The organism is Streptomyces sp. NPDC051315, from assembly GCF_044455165.1.
Classification (GTDB): Bacteria; Actinomycetota; Actinomycetes; order Streptomycetales; family Streptomycetaceae; genus Streptomyces.
On the sequence record NZ_JBITEN010000019.1, the window covers coordinates 1 to 25,153 of the forward strand.

General features: G+C 71.7%; 19 protein-coding genes, 2 tRNA genes and 1 pseudogene. 16 read left to right on the plus strand and 6 right to left on the minus strand.

Annotation, left to right across the window (positions count from 1 at the left end):
* Positions 1-177: 177 nt before the first annotated feature.
* Positions 178-591: an SsgA family sporulation/cell division regulator gene (locus ACIBBD_RS30195; protein WP_004002642.1), complete on the minus strand. Its 414-nt coding sequence runs from the start codon at positions 589-591 to the stop codon at positions 178-180.
* A 191-nt stretch (positions 592-782) separates the two neighbouring features.
* Here ACIBBD_RS30195 and ACIBBD_RS30200 point away from each other — a divergent pair, with 191 nt between their 5' ends.
* From ACIBBD_RS30200 to ACIBBD_RS30230, 7 genes are all read left to right on the plus strand, one after another.
* Entirely contained in the window at positions 783-1,241 is a 459-nt protein-coding gene (locus ACIBBD_RS30200) for a TIGR02611 family protein (RefSeq protein WP_399422735.1), read from the plus strand.
* Between the two features lie 79 nt (positions 1,242-1,320).
* A tRNA-Val gene (locus tag ACIBBD_RS30205) sits at positions 1,321-1,392 on the plus strand.
* Between the two features lie 974 nt (positions 1,393-2,366).
* A complete protein-coding gene (locus tag ACIBBD_RS30210) occupies positions 2,367-3,653 on the plus strand; it encodes an ABC transporter substrate-binding protein (protein ID WP_399422736.1) in 1,287 nt (428 codons plus the stop codon).
* 14 nt (positions 3,654-3,667) lie between these two features.
* Positions 3,668-4,624 carry a carbohydrate ABC transporter permease gene (locus ACIBBD_RS30215; RefSeq protein WP_399422737.1) on the plus strand — a complete coding sequence of 319 codons (957 nt, stop codon included), beginning with the start codon at positions 3,668-3,670 and terminating at the stop codon, positions 4,622-4,624.
* Positions 4,621-5,496, plus strand: coding sequence for a carbohydrate ABC transporter permease (locus ACIBBD_RS30220; RefSeq protein ID WP_399422738.1), 876 nt, complete (start codon positions 4,621-4,623; stop codon positions 5,494-5,496). The genes ACIBBD_RS30215 and ACIBBD_RS30220 overlap by 4 nt, the downstream gene beginning before the upstream one ends.
* Positions 5,497-5,506: 10 nt before the next feature.
* On the plus strand, positions 5,507-6,097 hold the full coding sequence (locus ACIBBD_RS30225; protein WP_399422739.1) for a hypothetical protein: 591 nt from the start codon (positions 5,507-5,509) through the stop codon (positions 6,095-6,097).
* A gap of 114 nt (positions 6,098-6,211) precedes the next feature.
* On the plus strand, positions 6,212-8,950 hold the full coding sequence (locus ACIBBD_RS30230; protein ID WP_399422740.1) for a Tat pathway signal sequence domain protein: 2,739 nt from the start codon (positions 6,212-6,214) through the stop codon (positions 8,948-8,950).
* A 4-nt stretch (positions 8,951-8,954) separates the two neighbouring features.
* On the opposite strand, the gene ACIBBD_RS30235 is transcribed toward ACIBBD_RS30230, so the two are convergent.
* Positions 8,955-11,288 (minus strand): SCO7613 C-terminal domain-containing membrane protein, encoded by a 2,334-nt coding sequence (locus tag ACIBBD_RS30235; RefSeq protein ID WP_399422741.1) that lies wholly within the window; start codon positions 11,286-11,288, stop codon positions 8,955-8,957.
* A 93-nt stretch (positions 11,289-11,381) separates the two neighbouring features.
* Here ACIBBD_RS30235 and ACIBBD_RS30240 point away from each other — a divergent pair, with 93 nt between their 5' ends.
* The gene (locus ACIBBD_RS30240; RefSeq protein ID WP_399422742.1) at positions 11,382-11,828 is read left to right on the plus strand and encodes an SRPBCC family protein; all 447 of its coding nucleotides are present in this window, start codon (positions 11,382-11,384) and stop codon (positions 11,826-11,828) included.
* A 39-nt stretch (positions 11,829-11,867) separates the two neighbouring features.
* Positions 11,868-11,939 (plus strand) — tRNA-Val (locus ACIBBD_RS30245).
* A gap of 70 nt (positions 11,940-12,009) precedes the next feature.
* Here the strand turns inward: ACIBBD_RS30245 and ACIBBD_RS30250 are convergent.
* Complete coding sequence (locus ACIBBD_RS30250) at positions 12,010-12,735, minus strand: 3'-5' exonuclease (protein ID WP_399422743.1); 726 nt, start codon at positions 12,733-12,735, stop codon at positions 12,010-12,012.
* 191 nt (positions 12,736-12,926) lie between these two features.
* On the opposite strand from ACIBBD_RS30250, the gene ACIBBD_RS30255 reads away from it, so the two are divergent.
* The 3 genes from ACIBBD_RS30255 to thrS all read left to right on the plus strand — a co-directional run bounded on the left by ACIBBD_RS30255 (position 12,927) and on the right by thrS (position 16,812).
* Positions 12,927-13,493 carry a DUF4365 domain-containing protein gene (locus ACIBBD_RS30255; RefSeq protein ID WP_399422744.1) on the plus strand — a complete coding sequence of 189 codons (567 nt, stop codon included), beginning with the start codon at positions 12,927-12,929 and terminating at the stop codon, positions 13,491-13,493.
* Positions 13,490-14,713, plus strand: coding sequence for a hypothetical protein (locus tag ACIBBD_RS30260; protein WP_399422745.1), 1,224 nt, complete (start codon positions 13,490-13,492; stop codon positions 14,711-14,713). Before ACIBBD_RS30255 ends, ACIBBD_RS30260 begins: the two co-directional genes overlap by 4 nt.
* Before the next feature lie 122 nt (positions 14,714-14,835).
* The gene (thrS, locus tag ACIBBD_RS30265) at positions 14,836-16,812 is read left to right on the plus strand and encodes a threonine--tRNA ligase (protein ID WP_399422746.1); all 1,977 of its coding nucleotides are present in this window, start codon (positions 14,836-14,838) and stop codon (positions 16,810-16,812) included.
* Positions 16,813-16,839: 27 nt separating this feature from the next.
* Here thrS and ACIBBD_RS30270 read toward each other — a convergent pair.
* A pseudogene (locus tag ACIBBD_RS30270) lies at positions 16,840-17,055 on the minus strand (ion channel); the annotation flags it as partial.
* Between the two features lie 55 nt (positions 17,056-17,110).
* On the opposite strand from ACIBBD_RS30270, the gene ACIBBD_RS30275 reads away from it, so the two are divergent.
* Positions 17,111-17,671, plus strand: a complete 561-nt coding sequence (locus tag ACIBBD_RS30275) for an HIT family protein (protein ID WP_399422747.1) — start codon at positions 17,111-17,113, stop codon at positions 17,669-17,671.
* Between the two features lie 163 nt (positions 17,672-17,834).
* Here ACIBBD_RS30275 and ACIBBD_RS30280 read toward each other — a convergent pair whose 3' ends face one another.
* Positions 17,835-19,496, minus strand: coding sequence for a hypothetical protein (locus tag ACIBBD_RS30280; protein ID WP_399422748.1), 1,662 nt, complete (start codon positions 19,494-19,496; stop codon positions 17,835-17,837).
* Positions 19,497-19,721: 225 nt separating this feature from the next.
* Positions 19,722-21,917 (minus strand): elongation factor G-like protein EF-G2, encoded by a 2,196-nt coding sequence (locus ACIBBD_RS30285; RefSeq protein WP_399422749.1) that lies wholly within the window; start codon positions 21,915-21,917, stop codon positions 19,722-19,724.
* A 256-nt stretch (positions 21,918-22,173) separates the two neighbouring features.
* On the opposite strand from ACIBBD_RS30285, the gene pgsA reads away from it, so the two are divergent.
* The 3 genes from pgsA to ACIBBD_RS30300 are packed head-to-tail and all read left to right on the plus strand — an operon-like array spanning position 22,174 to position 24,997.
* The gene (gene pgsA / locus ACIBBD_RS30290; RefSeq protein WP_399422864.1) at positions 22,174-22,920 is read left to right on the plus strand and encodes a phosphatidylinositol phosphate synthase; all 747 of its coding nucleotides are present in this window, start codon (positions 22,174-22,176) and stop codon (positions 22,918-22,920) included.
* Positions 22,917-23,834 carry a phosphatidylinositol mannoside acyltransferase gene (locus ACIBBD_RS30295; RefSeq protein ID WP_399422750.1) on the plus strand — a complete coding sequence of 306 codons (918 nt, stop codon included), beginning with the start codon at positions 22,917-22,919 and terminating at the stop codon, positions 23,832-23,834. Before pgsA ends, ACIBBD_RS30295 begins: the two co-directional genes overlap by 4 nt.
* On the plus strand, positions 23,831-24,997 hold the full coding sequence (locus tag ACIBBD_RS30300; RefSeq protein WP_399422751.1) for a glycosyltransferase family 4 protein: 1,167 nt from the start codon (positions 23,831-23,833) through the stop codon (positions 24,995-24,997). The genes ACIBBD_RS30295 and ACIBBD_RS30300 overlap by 4 nt, the downstream gene beginning before the upstream one ends.
* The last annotated feature ends 156 nt before the right edge of the window (positions 24,998-25,153 follow it).

Sequence of the window (25,153 nt, forward strand, 5' to 3'; positions counted from 1 at the left end):
CCGCCCCGGCGGCCGGGGCGGCGGGGGGGCGCCCCCCCCCCCCCCCGCCCGCCCCCCCCCCCCCCCCCCCCCCCCCCCCCCCCCCCCCCCCCCCCCGGCGCATGCCCTATGCGGTTGTCCCGGCCCGAGCCGTCTCCCCGAGTGGACGGCGCCGGGCAGCTCAGTGGGAGCCTCGCCCTAGCTTTCCGCCAGGATGTGCGAGAGCTCCTGATCGAGATCGAAGTGGCGGTGCTCCGTGCCGGGCGGCACGGCCGCGTCCGTTCGCTTGAGGAAGGATTCCAGGGCCCGCGCCGGGGCCTCGAGCAGTGCCTCGCCCTCGGGTGAGCTCAGGGCGATGCAGACGACGCCCTGACCGTGGCTGCGCGACGGCCAGACGCGGACGTCGCCGGTGCCCGTGGGCCGGTGCAGGCCCTCCGCGAGGAGGTCGCGGGCGAACACCCACTCGACGGTTTCCTCAGCTCCGGTGTGGAAGGTGGCGTGCACGGCGTAGGGGTCGGCCGTGTCGTACCGCAGGCCTGCGGGGACAGGCAGGGAGGACTCGCTCGACACAACGAGGCGCAGGTGCAGCTCGCAGCTGACCGTGGTGTTCATAAGCGCCAGGGCCTTTCGCTCAGTGTGCGCTCGGGGATTCGCACGTCGGCGAAATCGACATGCCACCTACGGTGCCGTTGTAAACCCCTCTGCGTGTTTTGCGTGCCTTTACGTAACTCTTCCGGCCGAGAGATCGTTCGGGAAGTACCACCATTACGGTGACTAGAATCTCTCGGGTAGGGTTTGGCCGTATGAATACGGGGAGTGACGAGCCGGGCGAGGTAGCCATGGCGGCGGACGACGCGGAAACCGACAGGGTGGCGGAGGAGCACGAGCAGGGTCTCGGCTCCCGGGCCCCGGAGTTCATCAAGGCGCGCCGCATACTGCATCTGAGCTGGCAGGTCGGGATCTTCATCGTCGGCCTCGCGGTCGTGGTCGCCGGCATCATCATGCTGCCGCTGCCCGGACCCGGCTGGATCGTGATCTTCGGCGGCATGGCGATCTGGGCGACCGAGTTCGTCTGGGCCCAGATCGTCCTGCGCTGGACCAAGCGCAAGGTCACCGAGGCGGCCCAGCGTGCCCTCGATCCGAAGGTTCGCCGGCGCAACATCATCCTGACGTCGCTCGGCCTCGTGATCATCGCGGTGATCATGGGTGTCTACGTGTGGAAGTTCGGCTTCGAAATGCCGTGGAGGATCAAGGACCAGTGAGGCCGGGCGGAGGCGCGAAGACCGGCCTGGCCGTGGTCACAGGCACCCGCTGACATGGGGTAATGTTCTTCCTGCGCCCGGGCGATTAGCTCAGTGGGAGAGCGCTTCGTTCACACCGAAGAGGTCACTGGTTCGAACCCAGTATCGCCCACCCGGCATGGCGGCCCGTCTGCGACAGCGGACGGGCCGCCGTCGTGTGTGCGGAGGAGTCGCGGTCGTGTGTGCGGAGGAGTCGCGGTCGTCGGCGTGCCGACGGGGGCGCCGCAGGAGGCGGCCCACACCCTCCCCGGGCGCCGTGCCGCCGAGCAGGCGGTGCCATCGGCGGCCGCGAGAGCCTCGCGGCACTCGAAGGCCGCAACGGTCTCAGGGCATGCGGTGACCGCGAGACCCTCGCGGCAATCGCCGGTCATAGCGCGCGTCGCGGCTACCGCCACGGAGCGTCGCGGCTACCGCCACGAGCGTCGCGGCTACCGCCACGGGGCGTACGGCCACCGCGACAGCGTCACGCAACCGCGAATCGCTCCAGACGGTCTCCCGGCGGGACGCCCGGCGTGCCGCCCTCGTGACAGCCGCGCTCCGGCCTCGCCCTGTCATGCGCCCCTCCCGCGCCTCCGTCATGCCCGGTCTCATCGCGCAGTTCCTCCGCGACGTCTCATCGCGCACTTTCTCCGCGACGCAAGTACTCCGGCCCTGCCACACCGCGCACCCCGTCACAGCGCCCGAGCACTCCCTACCGGCCCTGCCGCGCAGCCCTCGCCCCGACCAGGCCTCCCTTCCATCCTCGACCCTGCCTCCCTCGCGCCGCTGTCGCGCGCATCCCACCCCGACACGCCCCTGCCACACGCATCCCACCCCCACCCCCCGGGGCGGATTCCAGCCGCTCACAGTGGCCACGCAGGCCCCCACCCACCGTCCGGGCGGTCGAACAAGCATCCTCCGACCTGCGCGTTCTACCTCCTGGGTGCGCGGCATCAGCCCCGCAGGGCGGACCAGGCCTGCCGCCGCCCGGCAAGAAATTCCTGTCCGAATCATTGACGCTCCCCCGGCCCCCTCGTACCTTGTGCCAGCAAGCGCTTTCTTGAAACGATTCATGCAAGCGGCAACGACGCTGCGGGGAGGCCGGCTGTGGGAGCCAGCAGGAATGTTGAGAGGCGAACGATTCTGAAGGTGGCCGGTGCTTCGGCAGCCACCCTCGGGCTGGCCACTGCGACGGGGTGCGGAGGCGGTGCCGGTTCCGGCGACGGAACGGTGACGATTCGTTACGCCTGGTGGGGTGGCGAGCCGCGCACCATCGCCATCAAGAAGACGATCGCGCTCTTCGAGAAGAAGTACCCGAAGATCAAGATCAAGCCTGAATTCACCGACTACGAGGCGTTCTGGGAGAAGTTCCAGACCCAGGCCTCCGGTGGAAATCCGCCGGACGTTTTCCAGAATGCGGTCGGGTTCCTGCGTAAGTACGACAAGCGCGGTGTTCTGATGGACCTCAAGCCGCAGGCGGACGCCGGGAACCTGAGCCTGGAGAACTTCCGCAACGGCGTTCTGGCGAACGGTCAGGTCGACGGCAAGCAGATCGGCATTCCCGTCGGCGCCAACACCATGGCGCTCGTCATCGACCTCAACGCCTTCAAGAAGGCGGGCGTGGAGGCGAAGTTCGGCTGGACCTGGGACGAGTACTTCGACGCGCTGCAGACGATCCAGGACAAGCTGAAGATCGCCGGTGACAGCGGCTACTTCAGCATCATGTACCTCTACGACCTGTACCTGCGTCAGAACGGCAAGGCCTTCTTCACCGACTCCGGTCTCGGCTTCACCGAGGACGACCTGACGCAGTGGTGGGAGGACGGCTACAAGCGCGTGCGGTCCGGGCTCGTCGCCGACCCGAAGAAGGTCGAGCAGGTCAAGCCCAAGTCCGCGCTCTCGGCGGGCCTCGCCGCGTCCGAGTTCACCTGGGACAACTTCTCCATCCGCTACCAGGGTGAGGGAGAGTCGGACTACGGGCTCGCGCCGATTCCCACCACGGACGGCAAGAACACCGGCCAGTACCTCGGTTCGCTGATGCTCAGCGCCTTCTCCGGGACCAAGCACCCCAAGGAGGTCGCGCAGTTCATCGACTTCATGGTCCACGACCCCGAGGTCGGCAAGATCATGGGCTACGACCGCGGCATCCTCGCCACGACCGAGCAGTACGAGGCGTTCGTCCCCACCGACCCCAACAACAAGGGTGTCAAGGCGTACGAGGAGGAGGTGGCCAAGGCCGGCGTCCTCGGAAAGATCACCCCGCACCCATCCGGCGCCGACGTCGTCGAGGCTGCGTTCCTGCGCATCGGCGGCGAGGTCGCCCAGGGCAAGACCAAGCCGGCCGATGCCGCCAAGGCGCTGTTCAACGAGGCCAAGGCCGCGTTCGCGGGCTGAGGGGACGTACCACCATGACGCTCGTCAAGGAAGCGCCCGTGCGCCCGGCCGGGAAGCGGTCCGCCGCCCCCGCCGCCGGGCGGAGCGGGCGGCGCCGCGAGAACCTCGCCGGCTATCTCTTCATGTCGCCGTGGATCGCGGGGTTCCTGCTGCTCACGGCGGGGCCGATGATCGCGTCGCTGTACTACGCGTTCACCAGCTACAACCTGTTCACGCCGCCCCAGTGGGTGGGGCTGGACAACTTCACGACGATGTTCCAGGACCCGCGCTGGCAGAAGTCGGTCGAGGTCACGCTGAAGTACGTCGTCGTGGCCACACCGCTGAAACTGCTGCTCGCGCTCGGTGTCGCGCTGCTGCTCGCGCAGAAGCGGCGCGGACAGGCCCTGTACCGGGCCGCGTTCTACATGCCCTCGCTCATCGGCGCCAGCGTCTCCGTCGGCTTCGTGTGGCGGGCGCTGTTCTCGGACGACGCGATCGTGGACCGTACGCAGAAAATCTTCGGTCTCGACGTGGGCGGCTGGATCGGCAACCCGGACTACGTCATCTACGCGCTGGTGGCCCTGAGCATCTGGCAGTTCGGCGCGCCCATGGTGATCTTCCTGGCCGGCCTCAAGCAGGTCCCGCAGGAGCTGTACGAGGCCGCCGAGATGGACGGCGCCGGTCCCTTCCGACGGTTCTGGAACATCACACTGCCGATGATCTCCCCGGTGCTGTTCTTCAACGTGCTGCTGGAGTCCATCCACGCGTTCCAGGTGTTCGGCTCCGCCTACGTCGTCTCCGACACCCGGTGCGGGCCCGCCGACGCCACGCTCGTCTATACCTGCTACCTCTACCAGAAGGGCTTCAAGGAGGCCCAGATGGGCTTCGCCTCCGCGATGGCCTGGACGCTGGTGGTCGCGGTGGCGCTCGTCACGGCGGTCCTGTTCTGGTCGCAGAAGAAGTGGGTGCACTACGAGGAGGCCGCCAAGTGACCAGTGCCACCAGCCCTGCCCCGCACACCGCCGACGAGCGGCGGCACACCGGATCGATCGCCTGGCACGTGGGCGCGCTCGTCGTCCTCGCGGTCGTCCTGTATCCCGTGATCTGGGTGGTCGGCGCCTCGTTCAAGCCGAGCAAGGACATCATCGCCAGCCTCGACCTGCTGCCCACCGAGCCGGTCTGGGCGAACTTCTCCGGGCTCTCCGACGGCATCTCGGGCATCTCCATCAGCAGCTTCTTCGTGAACTCGCTGATGTACGCGGTCCTCGCCGTGGTCGGTGTCGTGCTGTCCAGCTCGCTGACCGCCTACGCCTTCGCCAAGATCCGGTTCGCGGGGCGGAACCTGCTCTTCACGCTGATGATCGGCACGCTGCTGCTGCCGTACCACGTGCTGCTCATCCCGCAGTACGTCCTCTTCCGCAACCTCGAGCTCACCGACACCCTGGTGCCGCTCGTCGCGGGCAAGTTCCTGGCCACGGAAGCCTTCTTCGTGTTCCTGATGGTGCAGTTCATGCGCGGGCTCCCCAAGGAGCTGGACGAGGCCGCCAAGCTCGACGGCTGCGGGCATCTGCGCACCTACTGGTCGATCGTGCTGCCGCTGAGCCGGCCCGCGATCATCACCAGCGCGATCTTCACCTTCATCAACGCCTGGAACGACTTCATGGGGCCGTTGATCTACCTCAACACCCCCGAGAAGTACACGGTTTCGCTCGGCCTGATGATGTTCCGCGACCAGGAGGGCATCTCCAACTACGGCAGCATGATCGCGATGTCGCTGGTGGCGCTGGTGCCGGTCATCGCCTTCTTCATGGCCTTCCAGCGCTATCTCATCGACGGTATGGCGACGTCCGGACTGAAGGGCTGAGGCGGTCACCATGGCGCGAACACGCGTGAAGGCACCCAGGGAGTCCGTGTTCGGCGAGCGCTTCGCGGTCTTCGCCGAGTGCCTGCTCACCGGCGTGTGGATCGCCGTGGCCTGTCTCGGGGTCGTCACCTACCCCGCGGCCTTCGCCGCCGGCGCACGGCATCTGCGGCGCCGCACCCGTCATGAGGACGGCGGGTGGCGGGAGTTCGGCTCGGACTTCCGGGCGGCCCTGCGCGGCGGGTGGGCCGTCGGGCTCGCCGGCTGGGCGGCGGGTGCCGCGGTCTGGGTGGACGTCCAGGCCGCGCGGGCCGGGCTGCCCGGCGGGCCGCTGGTCGGGGCCGTCGGTCTGTTCGCGCTGATCGGGCTGGCCGTGGCCCTGCTGCGCGCCGCGGCCGTCTGGACGCCGGGCGTCTCCTGGCGGGCGCTGCTCGCGGCCGCCGGGCGCCGTACCGTGCTCGACCCCGCCGGATCCTTCCTGGTCGTCGGCGGGCTGGGCGTGGTGGCCCTGTCCGCCCTGTTCATCGCGCCGCTGGCGGTCCCCGTCCTGGGGGCCGTCGCGGCGGCGGCCGTCGCCGTCGAGGAGCGCCACCGGCACCGCTGACGGGCGGTGCCCCCCCCGTTCCAGAGGGCCGGTCGGCGCCCCGCGCGCCGTACCTCTCTCTGTCATGCCCCTGACCACCCCGTATCCCGCACGGACAGGAAAGGCTGCATCCCTATGTCTCCCATCCCCCGCAGGTCCCTCCTCAAGGCGGCGGCCGTCGCCGGTGCCGCCGCCCAGTTCAGCTGGGCGCTGGGCGCGAAGGACGCCGAGGCCGCCCCGAGAGCCGAGCCCGCGGGCGCGGACCCGGTGACCCTGGACTGGCTGGAGGACGGCGGCCTCGGCGCCGCTCCCGGCTCCACCCTCGGCGTGCCCTGGCCGATGGGCACCTACCAGGAGGACCAGACCTTCGCGCTGACGGACGCCGACGGCAAGGGCGTCCCCGTGCAGTCCTGGCCCATCGCCTACTGGCCGGACGGATCCCTCAAGTGGACCGCCCACGCCGTGAGCTCCGGTACCGGCAAGCTCACCCTCGCCGCCGGGGAGCCGGCCGCCCCCGCCAAGAAGGTCACCGTCGACCAGAGCGGCGGCACCATCGACGTGTCGACCGGTGTCATCACGGCGAAGATCGGCACGGCCGGCGCGACCATCATCAAGTCCGTCACCCGAGGCTCCACCGAGATCGCCCGGAACGGCCGCCTGGTCCTGATCCGTCAGCCCGAGATCGAGGACGAGGACCAGGGCACGGTCAAGACCGAGCGCTTCGACGGCGCCGTCTCCGAGGTCACCGTCGAGCAGGAGGGCCCGGTCCGCGCGGTCGTCCGCATCGACGGCAAGCACCGCAAGGGCAGCCGCAGCTGGCTGCCGTTCTCGATCCGCCTCTACTTCTACGCGGGCGCCGACTCGTTCCGCATGGTGCACACCATCACCTACGACGGCACGCAGGAGCCCGGCAAGGCCAGCGGCGACTTCATCCGCGGCCTGGGCGTCCGCTTCTCCGTGCCCATGCGGGACGAGTCCTACGACCGTCACATCCGCATCGGCGGCGAGGGCACCGGTCTGCTCCGCGAAGCCGTCAAGGGCATCACCGGTCTGCGCCGCGACCCGGGCGCCGCCGTTCAGGCGGCCCAGTACGAGGGCAGGAAGCTCCCGGACCCCGCCACCTGGGACCAGCGGGTCACCACCCGTCTCCAGTACATCCCCGAGTGGGGCGACTACACCCTCTCCCAGCTCTCCGCCGACGGCTTCACCGTGCGCAAGCGCACCAAGAAGGGCCACGGCTGGATCGGCGCCGGCGGCGGCAAGCGGGCCTCCGGATTCGGCTACGTCGGCGGGGCGAGCGGCGGGTTCTCCTTCGGCCTGCGGGACTTCTGGGAGAAGTTCCCGGCCCAGCTCGACATCCGCGACGCGCACACCGACGAGGCCGAGGTCACCCTCTGGCTCTGGTCGCCCGAGGCGCAGCCCATGGACCTGCGCTTCTACCACGACGGCATGGGCCAGGACACCTTCCCCGAGCAGATCGAGGGCCTCAACATCACCTACGAGGACTACGAGCCCGGCTTCGGCACCCCCTACGGCATCGCCCGTACCTCCGAACTCCTCTTCTGGGCCAACGAGTCCACCCCCAGTCCCGAGACGCTCGCCCAGCAGGTCGAGGCCGTCCGGGTGCTCCCGCAGCTCGCCGCCCCGCCCAAACAGCTCATCAAGGCCAAGGTCTTCGGCCCGGGGCTGTACTCCGAGCCCGACCGCTCCACCCCCGCCAAGGCCAAGATCGAGGACCACCTCGACTTCCTCTTCACCTACTACAAGGACCAGGTGGAGATGCGCCGGTGGTACGGCTTCTGGGACTACGGCGACATCATGCACACGTACGACACCGTCCGGCACCAGTGGCGGTACGACATCGGCGGCTACGCCTGGGACAACTCCGAGCTGTCGCCGGACCTGTGGCTCTGGTTCGCGTACCTGCGCTCCGGCCGCGCGGACATCTTCCGCTTCGCCGAGGCGATGACCCGGCACACCGGCGAGGTCGACGTCTACCACATCGGCCAGTGGGCGGGCCTCGGCACCCGGCACGGCGTCCAGCACTACGCCGACAGCGCCAAGCAGCAGCGCATCGCCAACACCACCTACCGCCGCTACTACTACTTCCTCACCGCCGACGAACGCGTCGGCGACCTCATGCACGCCAACGTCGACTCCGACGAGACGTTCCTCGTCCTCGACCCGATCCGCAAGATCCGCACCGAGCCGTACACACCCGACCGGCACGCCCTGTCGGTCGGCTTCGGCACGGACTGGAGCGGCCTGGTGTCGGCGTGGCTCACCGAGTGGGAGCGCAAGGGCCCGAAGTGGGAGAAGGCCAAGGCGCGCGTCCTGTCGACCATGGAGACGATCGCCGCCCAGCCCAACGGCTTCGTGCAGGGCACCGGTCTGTACGACCTGGACACGGGCCGGTTCGCCATCGCCGACAAGCCGGTCGTCGGCGTCTCCCACCTCTCCGCCGTCTTCGGCCTCAACGAACTGTGCGCCGAACTCATCCACCTCGTCGACATGCCGAAGTTCAACGAGGCGTACTACGACTACTGCCGCTACTTCAACGCCACCAAGACGGAGCAGGCGGCCCGGTACGGCTCCAACTTCGGCACCCTGCTGCTCTTCCAGGGCCACTCGCGCCTCGACGCGTACGCGGCCGTGCAGACCGGCGACGAGAAGCTCGCCAAGCGGGCCTGGGACAAGTTCTACAACTCCGACGGCTACAAGGAGTCCGCGCCCTGGAAGACGGAGGCACTGAGCGGCCCCGCCACCCTGGTGCCGGGCAGCGAGGCCACCTGGGTGTCCACCAACGACACCGCGCTGTACGGCCTCGCCGCCATCGAGAACCTGGCGCTCCTCGGCGACAGGATGCCGTCGTAGGGCGCTAGTCCATCCTCCCCAGCACCTCCCGCACTCGGCGCGCGTCACGCATCCGCTGCTCGTAGGTGGCACCCAGGGCGAGCAGCAGCAGACCGGCGAGTGCGGGAGGGACCCAACGCGGCACGAGACCGGCGACCTGGGCGATGTACGGCGCGAGCTCGTGCAGCGCGTCCAGAACCAGGACCGAGGCGCCCAGCGCGAGCGGCGCCTGGAGCCGGTGCCGGGCCCCCAGCAGGGTGACCAGCAGGGCCGCCGCGCCCAGCAGCAACGGACGGGCCCACTGCGGGTCTGCCCAGGCCGCGGCGAGGCTCGGCAGGAGCGTGGCGGCGAGCCCGGGGCCGTACGCCGTCCAGGACGAGGTCCGCGGCTCGCGGTGCCGACGCCAGGCGCCGACGGCCAGGGCCGGGACGGTCACGGGGAGGGTGTACGCCTCGGGCGTGGTGACGTCCCAGGCGACGAGCCGGACCCAGGTGGCCAGAACGAACAGGACCGCGGCCGCGTACCCGGCCGGGCGGCGGTCGGCGCGGACCGCCGTGGCCGCGGTGATCACACCGCACAGGGCGAGCACCAGGGCCAGCATCGGCGGATCGGTCACCGCCAGGCCCACGGCGAGCAGACCGGCGGCCGCGCCCGTCACCTCGACCGGCACGGTTGCCGGGGACTCCCCGAACCGGGCGGCGAGCAGGGCCGCGGCCACCGGGACCGTGAGCACCAGCAGCGCCGTGTGGGCCGGCGGCCAGTCCGCCGCCGCACCCGTCGCGCAGGCCAGCGCGGCGGCGTACACGAGCGCGGCCGGGGCGGTGACGGGGGTGAGGTGAGGCCGCCCGGACACGGTCACGAACAGCGCGGTCAGGGACGCCAGCACGGTCAGGGTCGCGCTCTGCGTGGCCAGGGAGAGGAAGGCGAGGTCGAGGGAGGTGGCCAGGGTGAGGGTCGTCGCGGTCCACGGTGTGGGCAGGAAGGCCGCCACCGCGGTCATGCCCCCCAGGAACAGCAGAGTGGTCACGTAGGGGAGTTCGAAGATCGCCGGAACGGCCACGCCCGCGGCCCACCCCAGGCCCAGCGCGCCGGTCAGCGCCCGTGGCCGCCAGGTCTCGTCCCGGACGACCGAGGCGAGCACCGCGGCGACGACCACCAGGACGAGCAGCGCCTGTACCGGGTGCGGCGGCCACGGCGTGTGGACCGTCACCGCGGCGCGTGCGTCCGACGGCTCGCCCGACCAGGCCCGCTCCACCCAGCCGAGCGGACCGAGCACCGTGACGAGGACCAGCGGGACGGCCCACAGCAGCGCCAGCGCCTGCACGGAGACAGAGGCCCGGACGAGACCGTGTCGTACGGGCTCGGGGAGCCGCGTCCGGACGGCCGCGAGCAGGGCGACGCCGCAGGCCAGGTGGACGGGGGCCGCCCAGCCGGCGGGCAGCGCCGTCCGCAGCGGGCCGCCGGCCGCGGCCACCAGCAGCAGACCGCCGGCGAGGGCGGTGGCCGTCGCGACGGCCGGCTTGGGCAGGCGGGCCGCGGCGCCCAGCGCGACGGCCGCCGCGAGGGCGAGGAGCGCCGCCGCACGGGCGGCGGCGCTCGGACCGGCGGCCGTCCAGCACAGCCAGCCGGCCGCCAGAACCCCGCAGCCGCCCAGGCCGCAGGCGCCGACGGCGGCGGTGATCCGCGGGCCGCGGGCGGTCACGCGAAGCGCGAGGACGGTGTCGAGGCCGGACGTCACCAGCAGCGCCGCCGCGACCGCGTACGGGTCCGCGCCGGCCGCGAACGCCCACAGCGGCAGCGGCACCTGGGCCGCGACCAGCGCGGCGGGCAGGGGCAGGCGCAGGGCGTCGAGCGCACGGCCGTAGACCGCCCAGAGCGCCGCCAGCGCCGTCGCCGCGACCGCCGCGTACCCCGCGCCGTCGATGCCGGTGAGCGCCGCCTCGCGCAGCGCGTAGGCGTCCAGCACGGTCAGCGCCAGGCCCAGGCCCGCCACCGACTCCGCGGTCGAGCGCAGCCCGCGCTTCAGCAGGATCACCGGCGCGGCGAGCACGGCCAGCGTGACCGTGCCGAGCACCAGGGCACGTCCGGCGATCCCCAGCTGACCCCAGCTGACCACGGTGAACGCGATCGCCGCGAGGGTGAGGAGGATGCCGCCGAGCAGCAGGAGGAGGTTCTGCACCCGCGGGGCGGTCGCCTCGGCGGGCGCGGCGGCCGGAGGTCGTACCGGCTGCCGCGGCTGCCGGAGCGCGGCGACCAGCCAGGCGCGGCGCGCCAGCAAATGGGCCCGGCGGGCGTCCAGTTGCCACAGCTCGGCGTCGATGAGCCGCAGCTCCTCGGCCGGGGGCGGAATGTGCGTCATGCATCGGAGTGTGTCCCGCGTCACGCCGCCCGACATGAGCGCGGCTACTCAGAACGTACTCAGATGCCGCCCGGGTACCGGCAGACTCGGCCCATGGACTGGACGCACTACCGCTTCCGCAGCCTGTGGCCCCTGCCCGCGCACCCCACCGCCGTCTACGCGGCCCTGGAGCGGCCCGAGGACTATCCCCGCTGGTGGCCCCAGGTGCGGGAGGTGAACCGGCTCGACGACGGCACCGGTGTCATCACGATCCGCTCGCTCCTGCCGTACGCCATGACCTTCACCGCGCGCGAGGTGCGCCGCGATCCCGGGGCCGGGGTGCTTCAGGTCGCGCTGTCCGGGGACATCGAGGGCTGGGCGCGCTGGACGGTCACCGCGGCCGGTCCCGGCGCCCTCGCCCGGTACGACCAGGTCGTCGACGTGAACAAGCCGCTGCTCAGGACGTTCGCCGTGCCGGGGCGGCCGGTCTTCCGCGCCAACCACCGGCTGATGATGCGCGCCGGACGGCGGGGACTCACGGCGTACCTGCGAGCGGTTTGAAGGAAGCCCGCGGGGACCTGTATTGTTCAGTGCGTTCCCGGGCGATTAGCTCAGTGGGAGAGCGCTTCGTTCACACCGAAGAGGTCACTGGTTCGAACCCAGTATCGCCCACCGGGAAAGGCCGGTCCGCACCACGCGGACCGGCCTTCTTCATGCCGTGGCCCCGCGCCGAGGACCACTGTCACGCCGCCGCCGGCAGCGCCGGGCGCAGCGGCCACGACGTGTCCACGACCTCCGTCGAGCCGCTGCGCGCGAACCACGCCTGCAACCCGCGCGCCTGCGCCGCGTGCCAGGACGTCTGCAGCGAGTGCAGCTCGGCGGGGGAGAGGCGCTCCAGCCGGGCCGCGAACCGCCGGCCCACAGCCCGGACGACCTCCAGCGCGGCCACCGCGTCCGCGGCCGCGTCGTGCGCGTCGGCCAGCGGCACGCCGTAGTGCGCGCACAGGTCGGTGAGCGTGCGACGGCCCTTGCGGTAGCGGTCCAGGTGCTTGTCCAGCACCCGTGGGTCGAGCACCCGCAGCGGCGCCGGCTCCAGCCAGCGGGCCAGTGACGAGGCGCGGTGCCGGCGCAGCTCGCGGTCGAGCAGCGTCAGGTCGAACGGCGCGTTCATCACCACCAACGGCCGCCCCGCCGCGGCCTGTTCGGCGAGCAACTCGGCTATCTCGTACATCACCGGCGCCGGCCAGCGGCCGTTGCGGTGCAGGTGATCCTCCGTCAGACCGTGCACCGCCGTCGCCTCGGCGGGCACCGGCACACCCGGGTTCACCAGCCAGCGGCTCACCCGTGGCCGGACGCCGGGCGCGTCCTGGACGACGAGCGCGGCCGACACGATCCGGTCGGTCTCGACGTCCACCCCTGTCGTTTCCGTGTCGAACGCCGCCAAAGGGCCCTCGTACCAGCACGCCATACCTACACAACCCCTCGTTCACCCACGGCAGCTGACGTCCCGTCTTCTGCCTGTTCGGTGATACCCGGGCTGTTTGCGCCGTACGCCGGGAGGAGACAACAGGAGTACGGGTCCTTGCAGTTCAGCGGCCCGACGCGAAAGTCACTCGGCCCCGGTCGCGGGGAACCTCTTTGCTGGGAAGGCTGTTGGTCATGGCGATAGCGCAGCCCGAGCGGGGCGGGCTGCTGCCCGAGCGTGCGGACCCCCATCGCGGCACACTCGCCACCACCGCCTGCATGGAGACACTGCAGGTCGGTTACCTCCACGCGGTGGCGGCGGCCGCGGGCTGCTCGCTGTCCCAGCCCTTCCCGGACAACGGCATCGACTGGCACGTCAGCCACAGCGCGCCCGGGCACACCGTCGACGACGAGGTGACCATCAAGGTGCAGCTGAAGGCCACGTACCAGATCCCGCCCGACCCACCCGGCCGGTCCTTCGCCTTCACGCTCGACAACGACCACCTGAGGAAGCTCGCCCGCACCCCGGTGTCGGTGCACAAGATCCTCGTCGTGATGATCGTCCCCCGGTCCCGGGACCAGTGGCTGAGGGCCGGCCACGACCGGCTCGACCTCAGGCACTGCTGCTACTGGGTCAACCTGGCCGGTCACCCGGTCACCGGGCGGACCCGGACCACCGTGCGGATACCGACCTCACGCGTCTTCGACGACCGGGCCCTGTGCGAGATCATGACGCGGGTCGGGACGGGAGGCAGACCATGACCCACCGCCCGCTCGACGAACCCCTGCGGCCGGTCCGGCCGCACCCCGTCGAGGCCGCCTGGGACCGCCCCCCCGACCCCGGAGAGGTCGACCCGGCCGTCCTCGGCGCCCTGCTGCGCCGGCACGGCTGGCAGCGGCGCGGCGGCCCCGCCGGACGCTACGGCCGCTGGACCCCGCCCGGGCCGGGCGGCAGCGGCACCAGCCTGCTCGTGCCCGAGAGCCGCGCCTTCCCCGACAGCGACGACCTGCTCGGCGAGGCGCTCCAGGCCCTGGCCCGCAGCCAGACGCCCGCCGCGCGCGAGGTGCTGGTCGGGCTCGCCGTCCCCAGCGACGAGATCCGCTGGTGGCGGGACACCCCCACCGGCCCGGCCGAGGCCGCCGGGGCCGCCTCCTGGGCCGTCGAGGAACAGTTGCGCGGCGCCGCCCGGCAGATGCTCCTCGCCGGCGCGCTCGCCACCCGGGCGCGGGCCGGCTACTACGGCGCACGGCACCGGCGCACGGCCGGCGCGATGCTGGAGACCGTCCTGGTCGGCTCCGCGGCCGGCGGCCGCCGCCTGACCGCGTTCACCCCCGTCGCCACCGCCCGCCCCCTCGCCGTACGCCTCCACCAGGCGCTGTACGCCGTCCGCGAGGCCATCGACTACCAGCGGGCCACCGGCGGCATGGACGCCTTCGTCGGCGCCGTGGAGGCCGGCGCCAGCCGGGAGCTGACCGAGGCGCTGATCGCCCTCGTCCGGGGCACCGAGGGCGCCCGCGTCGCCGTCGAGTGGGCGCCCGCGGCGGGGGTTCCCGAGGACTGCGCCGACGACGAGCCCGTGGAGTTCTCGCCCGGCGACCTGCCCGTGCTGCGCGAGGCCGGCGCCCGCTACCTGCGGGAGGAACCCTCCGTGCCCGTGCGGATCACCGGCGCGGTGGTCAGGATGCGCAGGTCGGGACCGCGCGGCGAGGGCAGCGTACGGCTGCGGGTGCTCGCCGGGGCCGAGGTCCCGCACGTCAGGCTGACCCTCGACGAGGAGGACTACCGCATCGCCGGCCAGGCCCACCTCGTCGGAGTGCCGGTCCAGGTGCGGGGGCGGCTGGAGAGCAGGGGCGGGTTCCGCAGGATCACCGGCGCCTGCGGGGTCGTACCGGTGCAGGTGGACGAGGCCGAGCGGGACCGGCTGATGAAGTCGCTCCAGGAGAATCTGGACTTCTTCGAGGAGGCGTGCGGCGGGGACTGAGGCGCTGCGCCGCCGGGGCCCAGGTCATCCGTTTCGCGGTCGGGGCGCCCGGGTCGGTACGATCCCGTCATGCGCGCGCTCCCGGTATGGCGCCGCACTTCCCCTTCAGTCAGGAGAGACCGGTGTCAGACGTCCGTGTGATCATCCAACGCGATTCCGAGCGGGAAGAGCGCACGGTGACGACGGGCACCACGGCCGCCGACCTCTTCGCCGGCGAGCGCTCGATCATCGCCGCGCGCGTGGGCGGTGAGCTGAAGGACCTCACCTACGAGCTCCGGGACGGCGAGACCGTCGAGGGCGTGGAGATCTCCTCCGAGGACGGCCTCAACATCCTGCGCCACTCCACCGCGCACGTCATGGCCCAGGCCGTGCAGGAGCTCTTCCCCGAGGCCAAGCTGGGCATCGGCCCGCCCGTCAAGGACGGCTTCTACTACGACTTCGACGTCGAGAAGCCGTTCACGCCGGAGGATCTCAAGGCCGTCGAGAAGAAGATGCAGGAGATCCAGAAGCGCGGGCAGCGGTTCTCCCGCCGTGTGGTGACCGACGAGGCCGCCCGCGAGGAGCTCGCGAACGAGCCCTACAAGCTGGAGCTGATCGGCCTCAAGGGCTCGGCCTCCTCCGACGACGGCGCGGACGTCGAGGTCGGCGCCGGAGAGCTGACGATCTACGACAACCTGGACGCCAAGACGGGCGAGCTGTGCTGGAAGGACCTCTGCCGCGGTCCCCACCTGCCGTCCACCCGGCTCATCCCCGCGTTCAAGCTGATGCGCAACGCGGCCGCCTACTGGCGCGGCAGCGAGAAGAACCCGATGCTCCAGCGCATCTACGGCACCGCCTGGCCGTCCAAGGACGAGCTGAAGGCGTACCTCGACTTCCTCGCCGAGGCCGAGAAGCGCGACCACCGCAAGCTGGGCAGCGAGCTGGACCTGTTCTCCATCCCGGAGCAGATCGGCTCCGGCCTCGCGGTCTTCCACCCCAAGGGCGGCATCATCCGCCGGGTGATGGAGGACTACTCGCGGCGCCGCCACGAGGAGGCGGGCTACGAGTTCGTCTACACCCCGCACGCGACCAAGGGGAAGCTCTTCGAGACCTCGGGCCACCTCGACTGGTACGCCGAGGGCATGTACCCGCCCATGCAGCTCGACGAGGGCGTGGACTACTACCTCAAGCCCATGAACTGCCCGATGCACAACCTGATCTTCGACGCGCGCGGCCGCTCGTACCGTGAACTGCCGCTGCGTCTCTTCGAGTTCGGGACCGTGTACCGGTACGAGAAGTCGGGCGTCGTGCACGGCCTGACCCGCGCGCGCGGCTTCACGCAGGACGACGCGCACATCTACTGCACCCGCGAGCAGATGTCCGACGAGCTCGACAAGCTGCTCACCTTCGTCCTCGACCTGCTGCGCGACTACGGTCTGACCGACTTCTACCTCGAGCTGTCCACCAAGGACCCGGAGAAGTTCGTCGGCTCCGACGAGGTCTGGGAGGAGGCGACCGAGACCCTGCGCCAGGTCGCCGAGAAGCAGGGCCTGCCGCTGGTGCCGGACCCGGGTGGCGCCGCCTTCTACGGTCCGAAGATCTCCGTCCAGGCCAAGGACGCCATCGGCCGCACCTGGCAGATGTCGACCATCCAGCTCGACTTCAACCTGCCGGAGCGCTTCGACCTCGAGTACACCGCCGCCGACGGCACGAAGCAGCGGCCGGTCATGATCCACCGCGCGCTGTTCGGTTCGATCGAGCGGTTCTTCGCGGTCCTCCTCGAGCACTACGCGGGCGCGTTCCCGGCGTGGCTCGCGCCGGTGCAGGCGATCGGGATCCCGATCGGCGACGGACACGTCGAGTACCTGGAGAAGTTCGCCGCGGCAGCCAAGAAGCAGGGGCTGCGGGTCGAGGTCGACTCCTCCTCCGACCGCATGCAGAAGAAGATCCGCAACGCCCAGAAGCAGAAGGTGCCCTTCATGGTCATCGCGGGCGACGAGGACATGTCGAACGGCTCGGTCTCCTTCCGCTACCGCGACGGCTCGCAGGAGAACGGCATCCCCTTCGACGAGGCCATCGCGAAGATCGCGAAGGTGGTCGAGGAGCGCGAGCAGGTCTGACACGGCTACTGGAGGGGCCCCAGGGGATCAGTTCCCCAGGGGCCCCTTGGCGTCTCCCCGGGAGAACACCGGCGGCAGCCAGGACGAGAACGACCCGGTGACCGCGCCCAGCCGCGCCGGACCGGGCCATCAGCCCGCCGCGATCAGCCTGGCAGGCGTCACCGGGGCGACGTCGCCGTACCCCACCGTCGCCACGGGGGAGCAAATCCACGACACGGAGTCACCGAGGGTGCGGATCGTGGCCGCCCGCGGGGTTTTCCCGCAACCCCGGCGACACGTCGCGAACGGGCGAAGCCATATGCTGCCTTGCATGACGAGTGAGCCGGAGCAGCAGATCGGAGTGGGGACGCAGGACGCGTTCCAGCGCCTGTGGACGCCCCACCGGATGGCCTACATCCAGGGCGAGAACAAGCCCACCGGCCCGGGGGCCGACGACGGCTGCCCCTTCTGCTCCATCCCTGCCAAGTCGGACGAGGACGGGCTGGTCGTCCGGCGCGGGCAGCACGTGTACGCCGTGCTCAACCTGTACCCGTACAACGGCGGCCACCTGATGACCGTCCCCTACCGGCATGTCGCCGACTACACCGACCTGACCGGCCCTGAGACGGCGGAACTCGGCGAGCTGACCAAGCAGGCGATGACGGCGCTGCGCACCGCGTCCGGGGCGCAGGGCTTCAACATCGGCATGAACCAGGGCTCGGTGGCGGGCGCCGGCATCGCCGCGCACCTGCACCAGCACATCGTCCCGCGGTGGGGCGGGGACACGAACTTCATGCCCGTCGTGGGGCACACGCGTGTGCTGCCGCAGCTGCTGGCGGACACGCGCAAGATGCTGGCGGAGGCGTGGCCGGCGGCGTGATCCTTCCGGCCGCCCGACGCCTCACAGGCGGGGGCGGATCGGCCGACCCGTCCGGCGCCCGAGGGGGAGGCCGTCGGGGCCGTCGGCGGGGGGCCGGGGGCGGCAGGTCCGAGGTGCCGGCACCCCGGACCACCCGCACGGCCTCCGCCCCACCGCCGCGGGCTCACGCGTCGTAGGTGTCCGCCTTGCGCGGGGACAGGTCCTGGACCGCCCCGCTGAGCACCGACGAGCGCGAGCTGAACTTCTCGATGTCCACGTCGTGCTCCTTGAGCACCCGCAGCGCGGCCGTGTGCACCACCCGCAGCACCGGCGCCGCCGCCCGCAGCGCGTCGTCGGCCATGAAGCGGTGCCGCCACGGCTGGTCGGCCCAGGCGTGCCGCAGGCCGAACGGCTCGGGCAGGCCCAGGGAACCGCCGAGCCAGTTCAGCAGCGGCGGATACCAGCTCAGCGTGGCGCGCGCGGCCAGCCGGACCACCTCGTCGGCGGTGACCAGCGGCAGGTTGATCTTCCTGGTCTCCCAGAAGCGGACGGTCTTGGCGACCTCCTTGGTCGGCGCCTCCGGCTTGGTGGTGAACAGGCCGTTCACCGGACCGAGCGCGTGACCGGTGACCTCGATGCGCAGCGTCTCGTGCAGCACCGTCACGGTGATCAGCATGGTGATGATCAACTGGCCGTCCCAGAGCGGCCACTGGACCCCGAGGTAGTGCCGGTCGCCGGCGCCGAACTGCTGCTGGTCGCAGATCTGCTCGATCGCCTTCGGCTTGACCTGGTACGCCTCCACGTCCGTGCCCTCCGGCCGGGCGACCGCCTTGGCGTTCTCGCCGACGGGCGTGACGATCCAGTGCCGCACGGACGGCGGCGGGAAGCCGCCGGTCTTCAGGCTCTGCCGGTTCAGCACGGTCAGCTGGTCGTGGATGGCGCGCACCACCGTCCAGCTGCGGAACTCGTGGACGCCCTTGTTGGGGTCGACCGGGACCAGTTCCTCGGCGAGTTGCCAGGCGCCCCAGCGCGTGCCCATGCCGAGTATGCCCTTGGGGCCGGCGTAGAAGACGGAGTTGGACTGCTGCTCGGCGCTGAGCCGGGCCAGGGACTGGCGCAGCTGCTCGGCCGCGGTCTGGTTGGGGCTGGTCGGCACCGCCTCGGGGACCTTGGCGCCGACGCTGCTGCCGGAGAGCAGGCTGTCCCAGCGCTCACGCAGGTCCTTCGCCGTGCCCTCGCAGATCCGTTTGGCGAGGAACCAGCCGGCGACGGGGGCGACCACGGCGCCGCGCGCGTACCACCCCCAGAAGCCGGTGAACGGCATACGGACCAGGAAGATCACGGCGAGCGCCCCGACGGCGACCAGCAGACCGGTGGCGAGGCCGGAGACACGCCTGTCGCTCAGCTTCCCCATGGTGGCCCGGAGCTGGAAGACCAGCAGCCAGACCAGGAGGCCGGGGAGGAAGAGCAGGCCGCACAGGAGCATGACGCCGGTGAGCTTCTTGTCGCGCTCCCGGCGGATCCGGTTGGCGGCGAGACAGTGCTCGACGACCACCTGCGGCTCACTGCCGAACGACTGGATGAGCGGCTTGCGCCCGACGCCCAGCATGCGGTCCACCACCGCCTGGGAGAACGCCTCGCCGAGGTTCGGCCGGAAGATCCTGGCCCAGCTGCGGCCGGGGTTGACCGTCGACTGGTGCCACTCGTTGTCGGCCTTCTTGATGTCCTCGACGGGGTTGTCCCGGTAGGCGGCCGAGGCCAGCGCGAAGGTCGGCGTCTGCCCTCCGCCGCCGGTCTGCGGCACCTGTGGTCCGAAGATGTCCGCGTAACCGCTGTCAACGGTCATTCCCGCCCCCGATCGCCGCCACTCTCGCTCCTGCGGCCTTCCCGACTTCCGTACTCCGCACACCTGTTGATCAGGTCATCAGCGTATCCGCAGGCACCGGCATCCGTCGGCGGACGGCCGAAGCCGCCCGCCGCATCGGAGGAACACCTTCCACACGGGCCACGGGAGTTCACTCCGGGCGACTGGCGACCGCCCGGCGCGACGCGCCACGGCCCGTGCCAACTCCTAGCCGCCCTCGGCCTGTTGCCGGATGCGTTCGGCCACCTGGACGGGCATCGGCTCGTGCCGGGCGTACGCGCGGTGGAAGCGGGCCGTGCCGTGCGAGAGCGACCGCAGGTCGACCGCGTACCGGCCGATCTCGATCTCGGGCACCTCGGCGCGCACGAGTGTGCGCCCGCCGCGGATCTGCTCGGTGCCCAGCACCCGGCCGCGCCGGCCGGACAGGTCGCTCATCACGGCGCCCACGTACTCGTCGCCGACCAGCACGCTCACCTCGGCCACCGGCTCCAGCAGGTGGATCCTCGCGTCGGCCGCGGCCTCCCGCAGCGCGAGCGCGCCCGCCGTCTGGAACGCGGCGTCCGAGGAGTCCACCGAGTGCGCCTTGCCGTCGAGCAGCGTGATCCGCACGTCGACCAGCGGATGCCCGGCCGCGACGCCCTTGGCCGCCTGGGCCCGTACGCCCTTCTCGACGGACGGGATGAACTGGCGCGGCACCGCGCCGCCGACGACCTTGTCCACGAACTCGATGCCCGAGCCGCCCGGCAGCGGCTCCACCTCGATCTCGCAGATGGCGTACTGGCCGTGCCCGCCGGACTGCTTGACGTGCCGCCCGCGCCCCGCGGACTTCTCCGCGAACGTCTCCCGCAGGGAGACCTTGTGCGGCACGACGTCGACCTGGACGCCGTAGCGGCTGCGCAGACGCTCCAGGGCGACGTCCGCGTGGGCCTCGCCCAGGCACCACAGGACCACCTGGTGGGTCTGCTGGTTCTGCTCCAGCCGCATCGTCGGATCCTCGGCGACCAGCCGGGCGAGGCCCTGCGAGAGCTTGTCCTCGTCGGCCTTGCTGTGCGCCTGGATGGCCAGCGGCAGCAGCGGGTCGGGCATCTGCCACGGCTCCATCAGGAGCGGGTCGTCCTTGGCGGAGAGGGTGTCTCCGGTCTCCGCGCGGCTCAGCTTCGCCACACACGCCAGGTCGCCCGCGATGCAGTGCGTCAGCACGCGCTGCTGCTTGCCGAAGGGCGCGGACAGGGCGCCGACGCGTTCGTCGACGTCGTGGTCCTCGTGGCCGCGGTCGGTCAGCCCGTGCCCGGAGACGTGGACGGTCTGGTCCGGGCGCAGGGTGCCCGAGAAGACGCGGACGAGCGAGACGCGGCCGACGTACGGGTCGGAGGACGTCTTGACGACCTCCGCGACCAGCGGCCCGTCCGGATCGCACGGCTTCAGCTCGCGCGGCTTGCCGTCGATGGTGGTGACGCCGGGCGCCTCGCGTTCCAGAGGCGTCGGGAAGCCCCGGGTGACCAGTTCCAGCAGCTCGATCGTGCCGATGCCCTGCCGGGCACCGTCGGCGGCCGGAGCGGCCGCCAGCACCGGGAAGAACGTGCCGCGGGCGACGGCCCGCTCCAGGTCCTCGATCAGCGTCCCGACGTCGATCTGTTCGCCGCGGAGGTAGCGGTCCATGAGGGTCTCGTCCTCGCTCTCGGCGATGATCCCCTCGATCAGCCGGTTGCGGGCCTCCTCGATCAGCGGCAGCTGGTCCTCGCCCGGCTCGGACTCCTTGCGCTCCCCGGCCGAGTAGTCGAACAGCTTCCGCGACAGCAGCCCGATCAGCCCGGTCACGGGCGCGTGCCCGTCCGGTGTCTGCGGGCCGCGCAGCGGCAGGTACAGCGGCAGCACGGCGTCGGGGTCCTCACCGCCGAAGGCCTCCGCGCAGATCCGGGTCATCTCCTCGAAGTCCGCGCGCGCCGACTCCAGGTGCGTGACCACGATCGCGCGGGGCATGCCGACGGCCGCGCACTCCTCCCACACCATGCGCGTCGAGCCGTCCACGCCGTCCGAGGCGGAGACGACGAAGAGGGCCGCGTCCGCGGCGCGCAGCCCGGCCCTGAGCTCCCCGACGAAGTCGGCGTACCCCGGGGTGTCGAGAACGTTGATCTTGATGCCGTCCCATTCGACCGGCACCAGGGAGAGCTGCACCGAGCGCTGCTGGCGGTGCTCGATCTCGTCGTAGTCGGAGACGGTGCCGCCGTCCTCCACGCGGCCCGCCCGGTTCACCGCTCCCGCGGTCAGCGCGAGAGCCTCCGCCAGAGTCGTCTTGCCCGATCCGCTGTGGCCGACCAGCACCACATTCCGTACGGACGCGGGGTGGTCGGCCGCCGTAGCCCTGCCGGCGGCTCCGGGGTGGGTGTTCGCCTTGTCGCCCATTTCTTGCCTCCCGTGCACGGTGAGGTCATCGGGGGCGCGGACACGGCGGCTCCGCGTGCGGTGGCGTGGCGGCTCCGGCGACGCCCGCGGTTCTTCGAGCTTTCCACTCCCTTCACGGTGCGTCCATACGAAGGACGCGACGACGCCACACGGCCGTGGCGGGCCGGGCACGACCGGACCGTGACCGGGCCGCCGTCAGGCCGTGACACGGGGGGCCGGGTGCCCGACCGGTCGCACACGCGCGCGCGTGGCTACGATGGGCCAGCCGGCGGCCAGCAGGGGCCGCGCGGCGACACCGACCCTCGGGAAGGCCATGCTGAACAAGTACGCGCGTGCATTCTTCACGCGTGTCCTCACACCGTTCGCCGCGTTTCTGATCCGCCGGGGCGTCAGCCCCGACACGGTCACGCTGATCGGCACCGCCGGCGTGGTCGCGGGCGCGTTGGTCTTCTACCCCAGGGGCGAGTTCTTCTGGGGCACGGTCGTGATCACCCTCTTCGTGTTCTCCGACCTCGTCGACGGCAACATGGCCCGTCAGCTCGGCCGCTCCAGCCGCTGGGGCGCCTTCCTCGACTCCACGCTCGACCGGGTCGCCGACGGCGCCGTCTTCGGCGGCTTCGCGCTCTGGTACGCGGGCGGCGGCGACGACAACATCCTGTGCGCCGTCTCGATCTTCTGCCTGGCCAGCGGCCAGGTCGTGTCGTACACCAAGGCGCGCGGCGAGTCGATCGGGCTGCCGGTCGCCGTCAACGGGCTCGTCGAGCGGGCCGAGCGGCTGGTGGTCTCGCTGGTCGCGGCCGGGCTCGCGGGCCTGCACGCGTTCGGGGTGCCCGGCATCCAGTACCTGCTGCCGGTGGCGCTGTGGATCGTCGCCGTCGGCAGCCTGGTCACGCTGATCCAGCGCGTCGTCACCGTCCGGCGCGAGTCGGCCGAGGCGGAGGCGGCGGCCGAGGCCGAGGCGGCCGCCCGGCCCGAGTCCGAAGGACGTGAGACGGCCCAGTGAACCCCCGGGACCAGGTCACCGACGCGCTGTACGGCCTCGGCTGGAGCGCCGTCAAGAAGCTCCCCGAGCCCGTCGCGGTACGGCTCGGCCACACCATCGCCGACCTCGCCTGGAAGCGGCGCGGCGCGGGGGTGCTGCGCCTGGAGAGCAACTACGCGCGCGTGGTGCCCGACGCTAGCCCCGAGCGCCTGGCCGAGCTCTCGCGCGCGGGCATGCGCTCCTACCTGCGGTACTGGATGGAGTCCTTCCGGCTCCCCGCCTGGAGCCCCGAGCGCATCGACAGCAGCTTCGAGCCGAAGGACCTGCACCACGTGACCGACGGGCTCGCCGCCGGGAAGGGCGTCGTCGCCGCGCTGCCGCACCTGGCCAACTGGGACCTGGCGGGCGCCTGGGTCGCCACGAAGCTGGGGATCCCGTTCACCACGGTCGCCGAGCGGCTGAAGCCGGAGACCCTGTACGACCGCTTCGTCGCCTACCGCGAGGGCCTCGGCATGGAGGTCCTGCCGCACAGCGGCGGTTCCGCCTTCGGCACGCTGGCCCGGCGGCTGCGTGACGGCGGCCTGGTCTGCCTGGTCGCCGACCGCGACCTGTCCGCGTCCGGCGTCGAGGTCGAGTTCTTCGGCGACACCGCCCGGATGCCCGCGGGACCCGCCCTGCTCGCCCAGCACACCGGCGCGCGGCTGGTCCCCGTCACGCTCTGGTACGACGACTCCTCCGTCATGCGGGGCCGCCTCCACCCCCCGATCGAGGTGCCCGAGTCAGGTACGCGGGCCGAGAAGACGTCCGTCATGACACAGGCGCTGGCGGACGCCTTCGCCACGGGCATCGCCGACCACCCGGAGGACTGGCACATGCTGCAGCGGCTTTGGCTCTCGGACCTCGATCCCACGCGTTCTCCCGGAGGAGCCGCGTGAGAATCGGCATCGTCTGCCCGTACTCCTGGGACGTGCCCGGCGGCGTCCAGTTCCACATCCGCGACCTCGCCGAGTACTTCGTACGGCTCGGCCACGAGGTGTCCGTCCTGGCCCCCGCCGACGACGACACCCCGCTGCCGCCGTACGTCGTCTCGGCCGGCCGCGCGGTCCCGGTGCCGTACAACGGCTCGGTGGCCCGGCTGAACTTCGGCTTCCTGAGTGCCGCGCGGGTGCGGCGCTGGCTGCACGACGGCGCGTTCGACGTGGTCCACATCCACGAGCCGACCTCGCCCTCACTGGGCCTGCTGACCTGCTGGGCGGCACAGGGCCCCATCGTGGCGACCTTCCACACGTCCAACCCGCGCTCGCGCGCGATGATCGCCGCGTACTCGATCCTGCAGGCCGCCCTGGAGAAGATCAGCGCCCGGATCGCCGTGAGCGAGTACGCCCGCCGCACCCTGGTGGAACACCTGGGCGGGGACGCGGTCGTGATCCCCAACGGCGTCGACGTCGACTTCTTCGCCAAGGCCGAGCCCAGACCCGAGTGGCAGGGGGACACCATCGGCTTCGTCGGCCGCATCGACGAGCCCCGCAAGGGCCTGCCCGTCCTGGTGCGGGCCCTGCCGAAGATCTTCGCCGAGCGGCCGAACGCCCGCCTGCTGGTCGCGGGGCGCGGCGACGAGGAGGAGGCGGTGGCCGGCCTGCCGAAGGAGCTCCGCTCGCGCGTGGAGTTCCTCGGCATGGTCAGCGACGAGGACAAGGCCCGCTTGCTGCGCAGCGTCGACCTGTACGTCGCGCCCAACACCGGCGGTGAGAGCTTCGGCATCATCCTCGTCGAGGCCATGTCCGCGGGCGCCCCGGTCCTCGCCTCCGACCTGGACGCCTTCGCGCAGGTCCTGGACCAGGGAGCGGCGGGCGAACTCTTCGCCAACGAGGACGCGGACGCCCTGGCCCAGGCGGCCGTACGCCTCCTCGGCGACCCGGAGCGCCGGGCCGAGCTGCGGGAACGCGGCAGCGCCCACGTCCGGCGCTTCGACTGGTCCACCGTCGGCGCGGACATCCTGTCGGTGTACGAGACGGTGACGGCGGGCGCGGCGGCGGTGGCCGCGGACGACCGCGGGTCACCGGGGCTGATGGCACGGTTCGGGCTGGCGCGGGACTGACGGCGCGGGGTGGGTGGCACGGTTGGGGCCGGCCCGGGACTGACGGCGCGGGGCTGGGCGGGGACGGCGTTCCCGGTCCGCCGTCGTACCCGGTCCGTCCGGCCCTTCGGGGACGAGGCCCGTTGAGGGCCGAAGCGGGGGAGCCGGGGGGCGGCA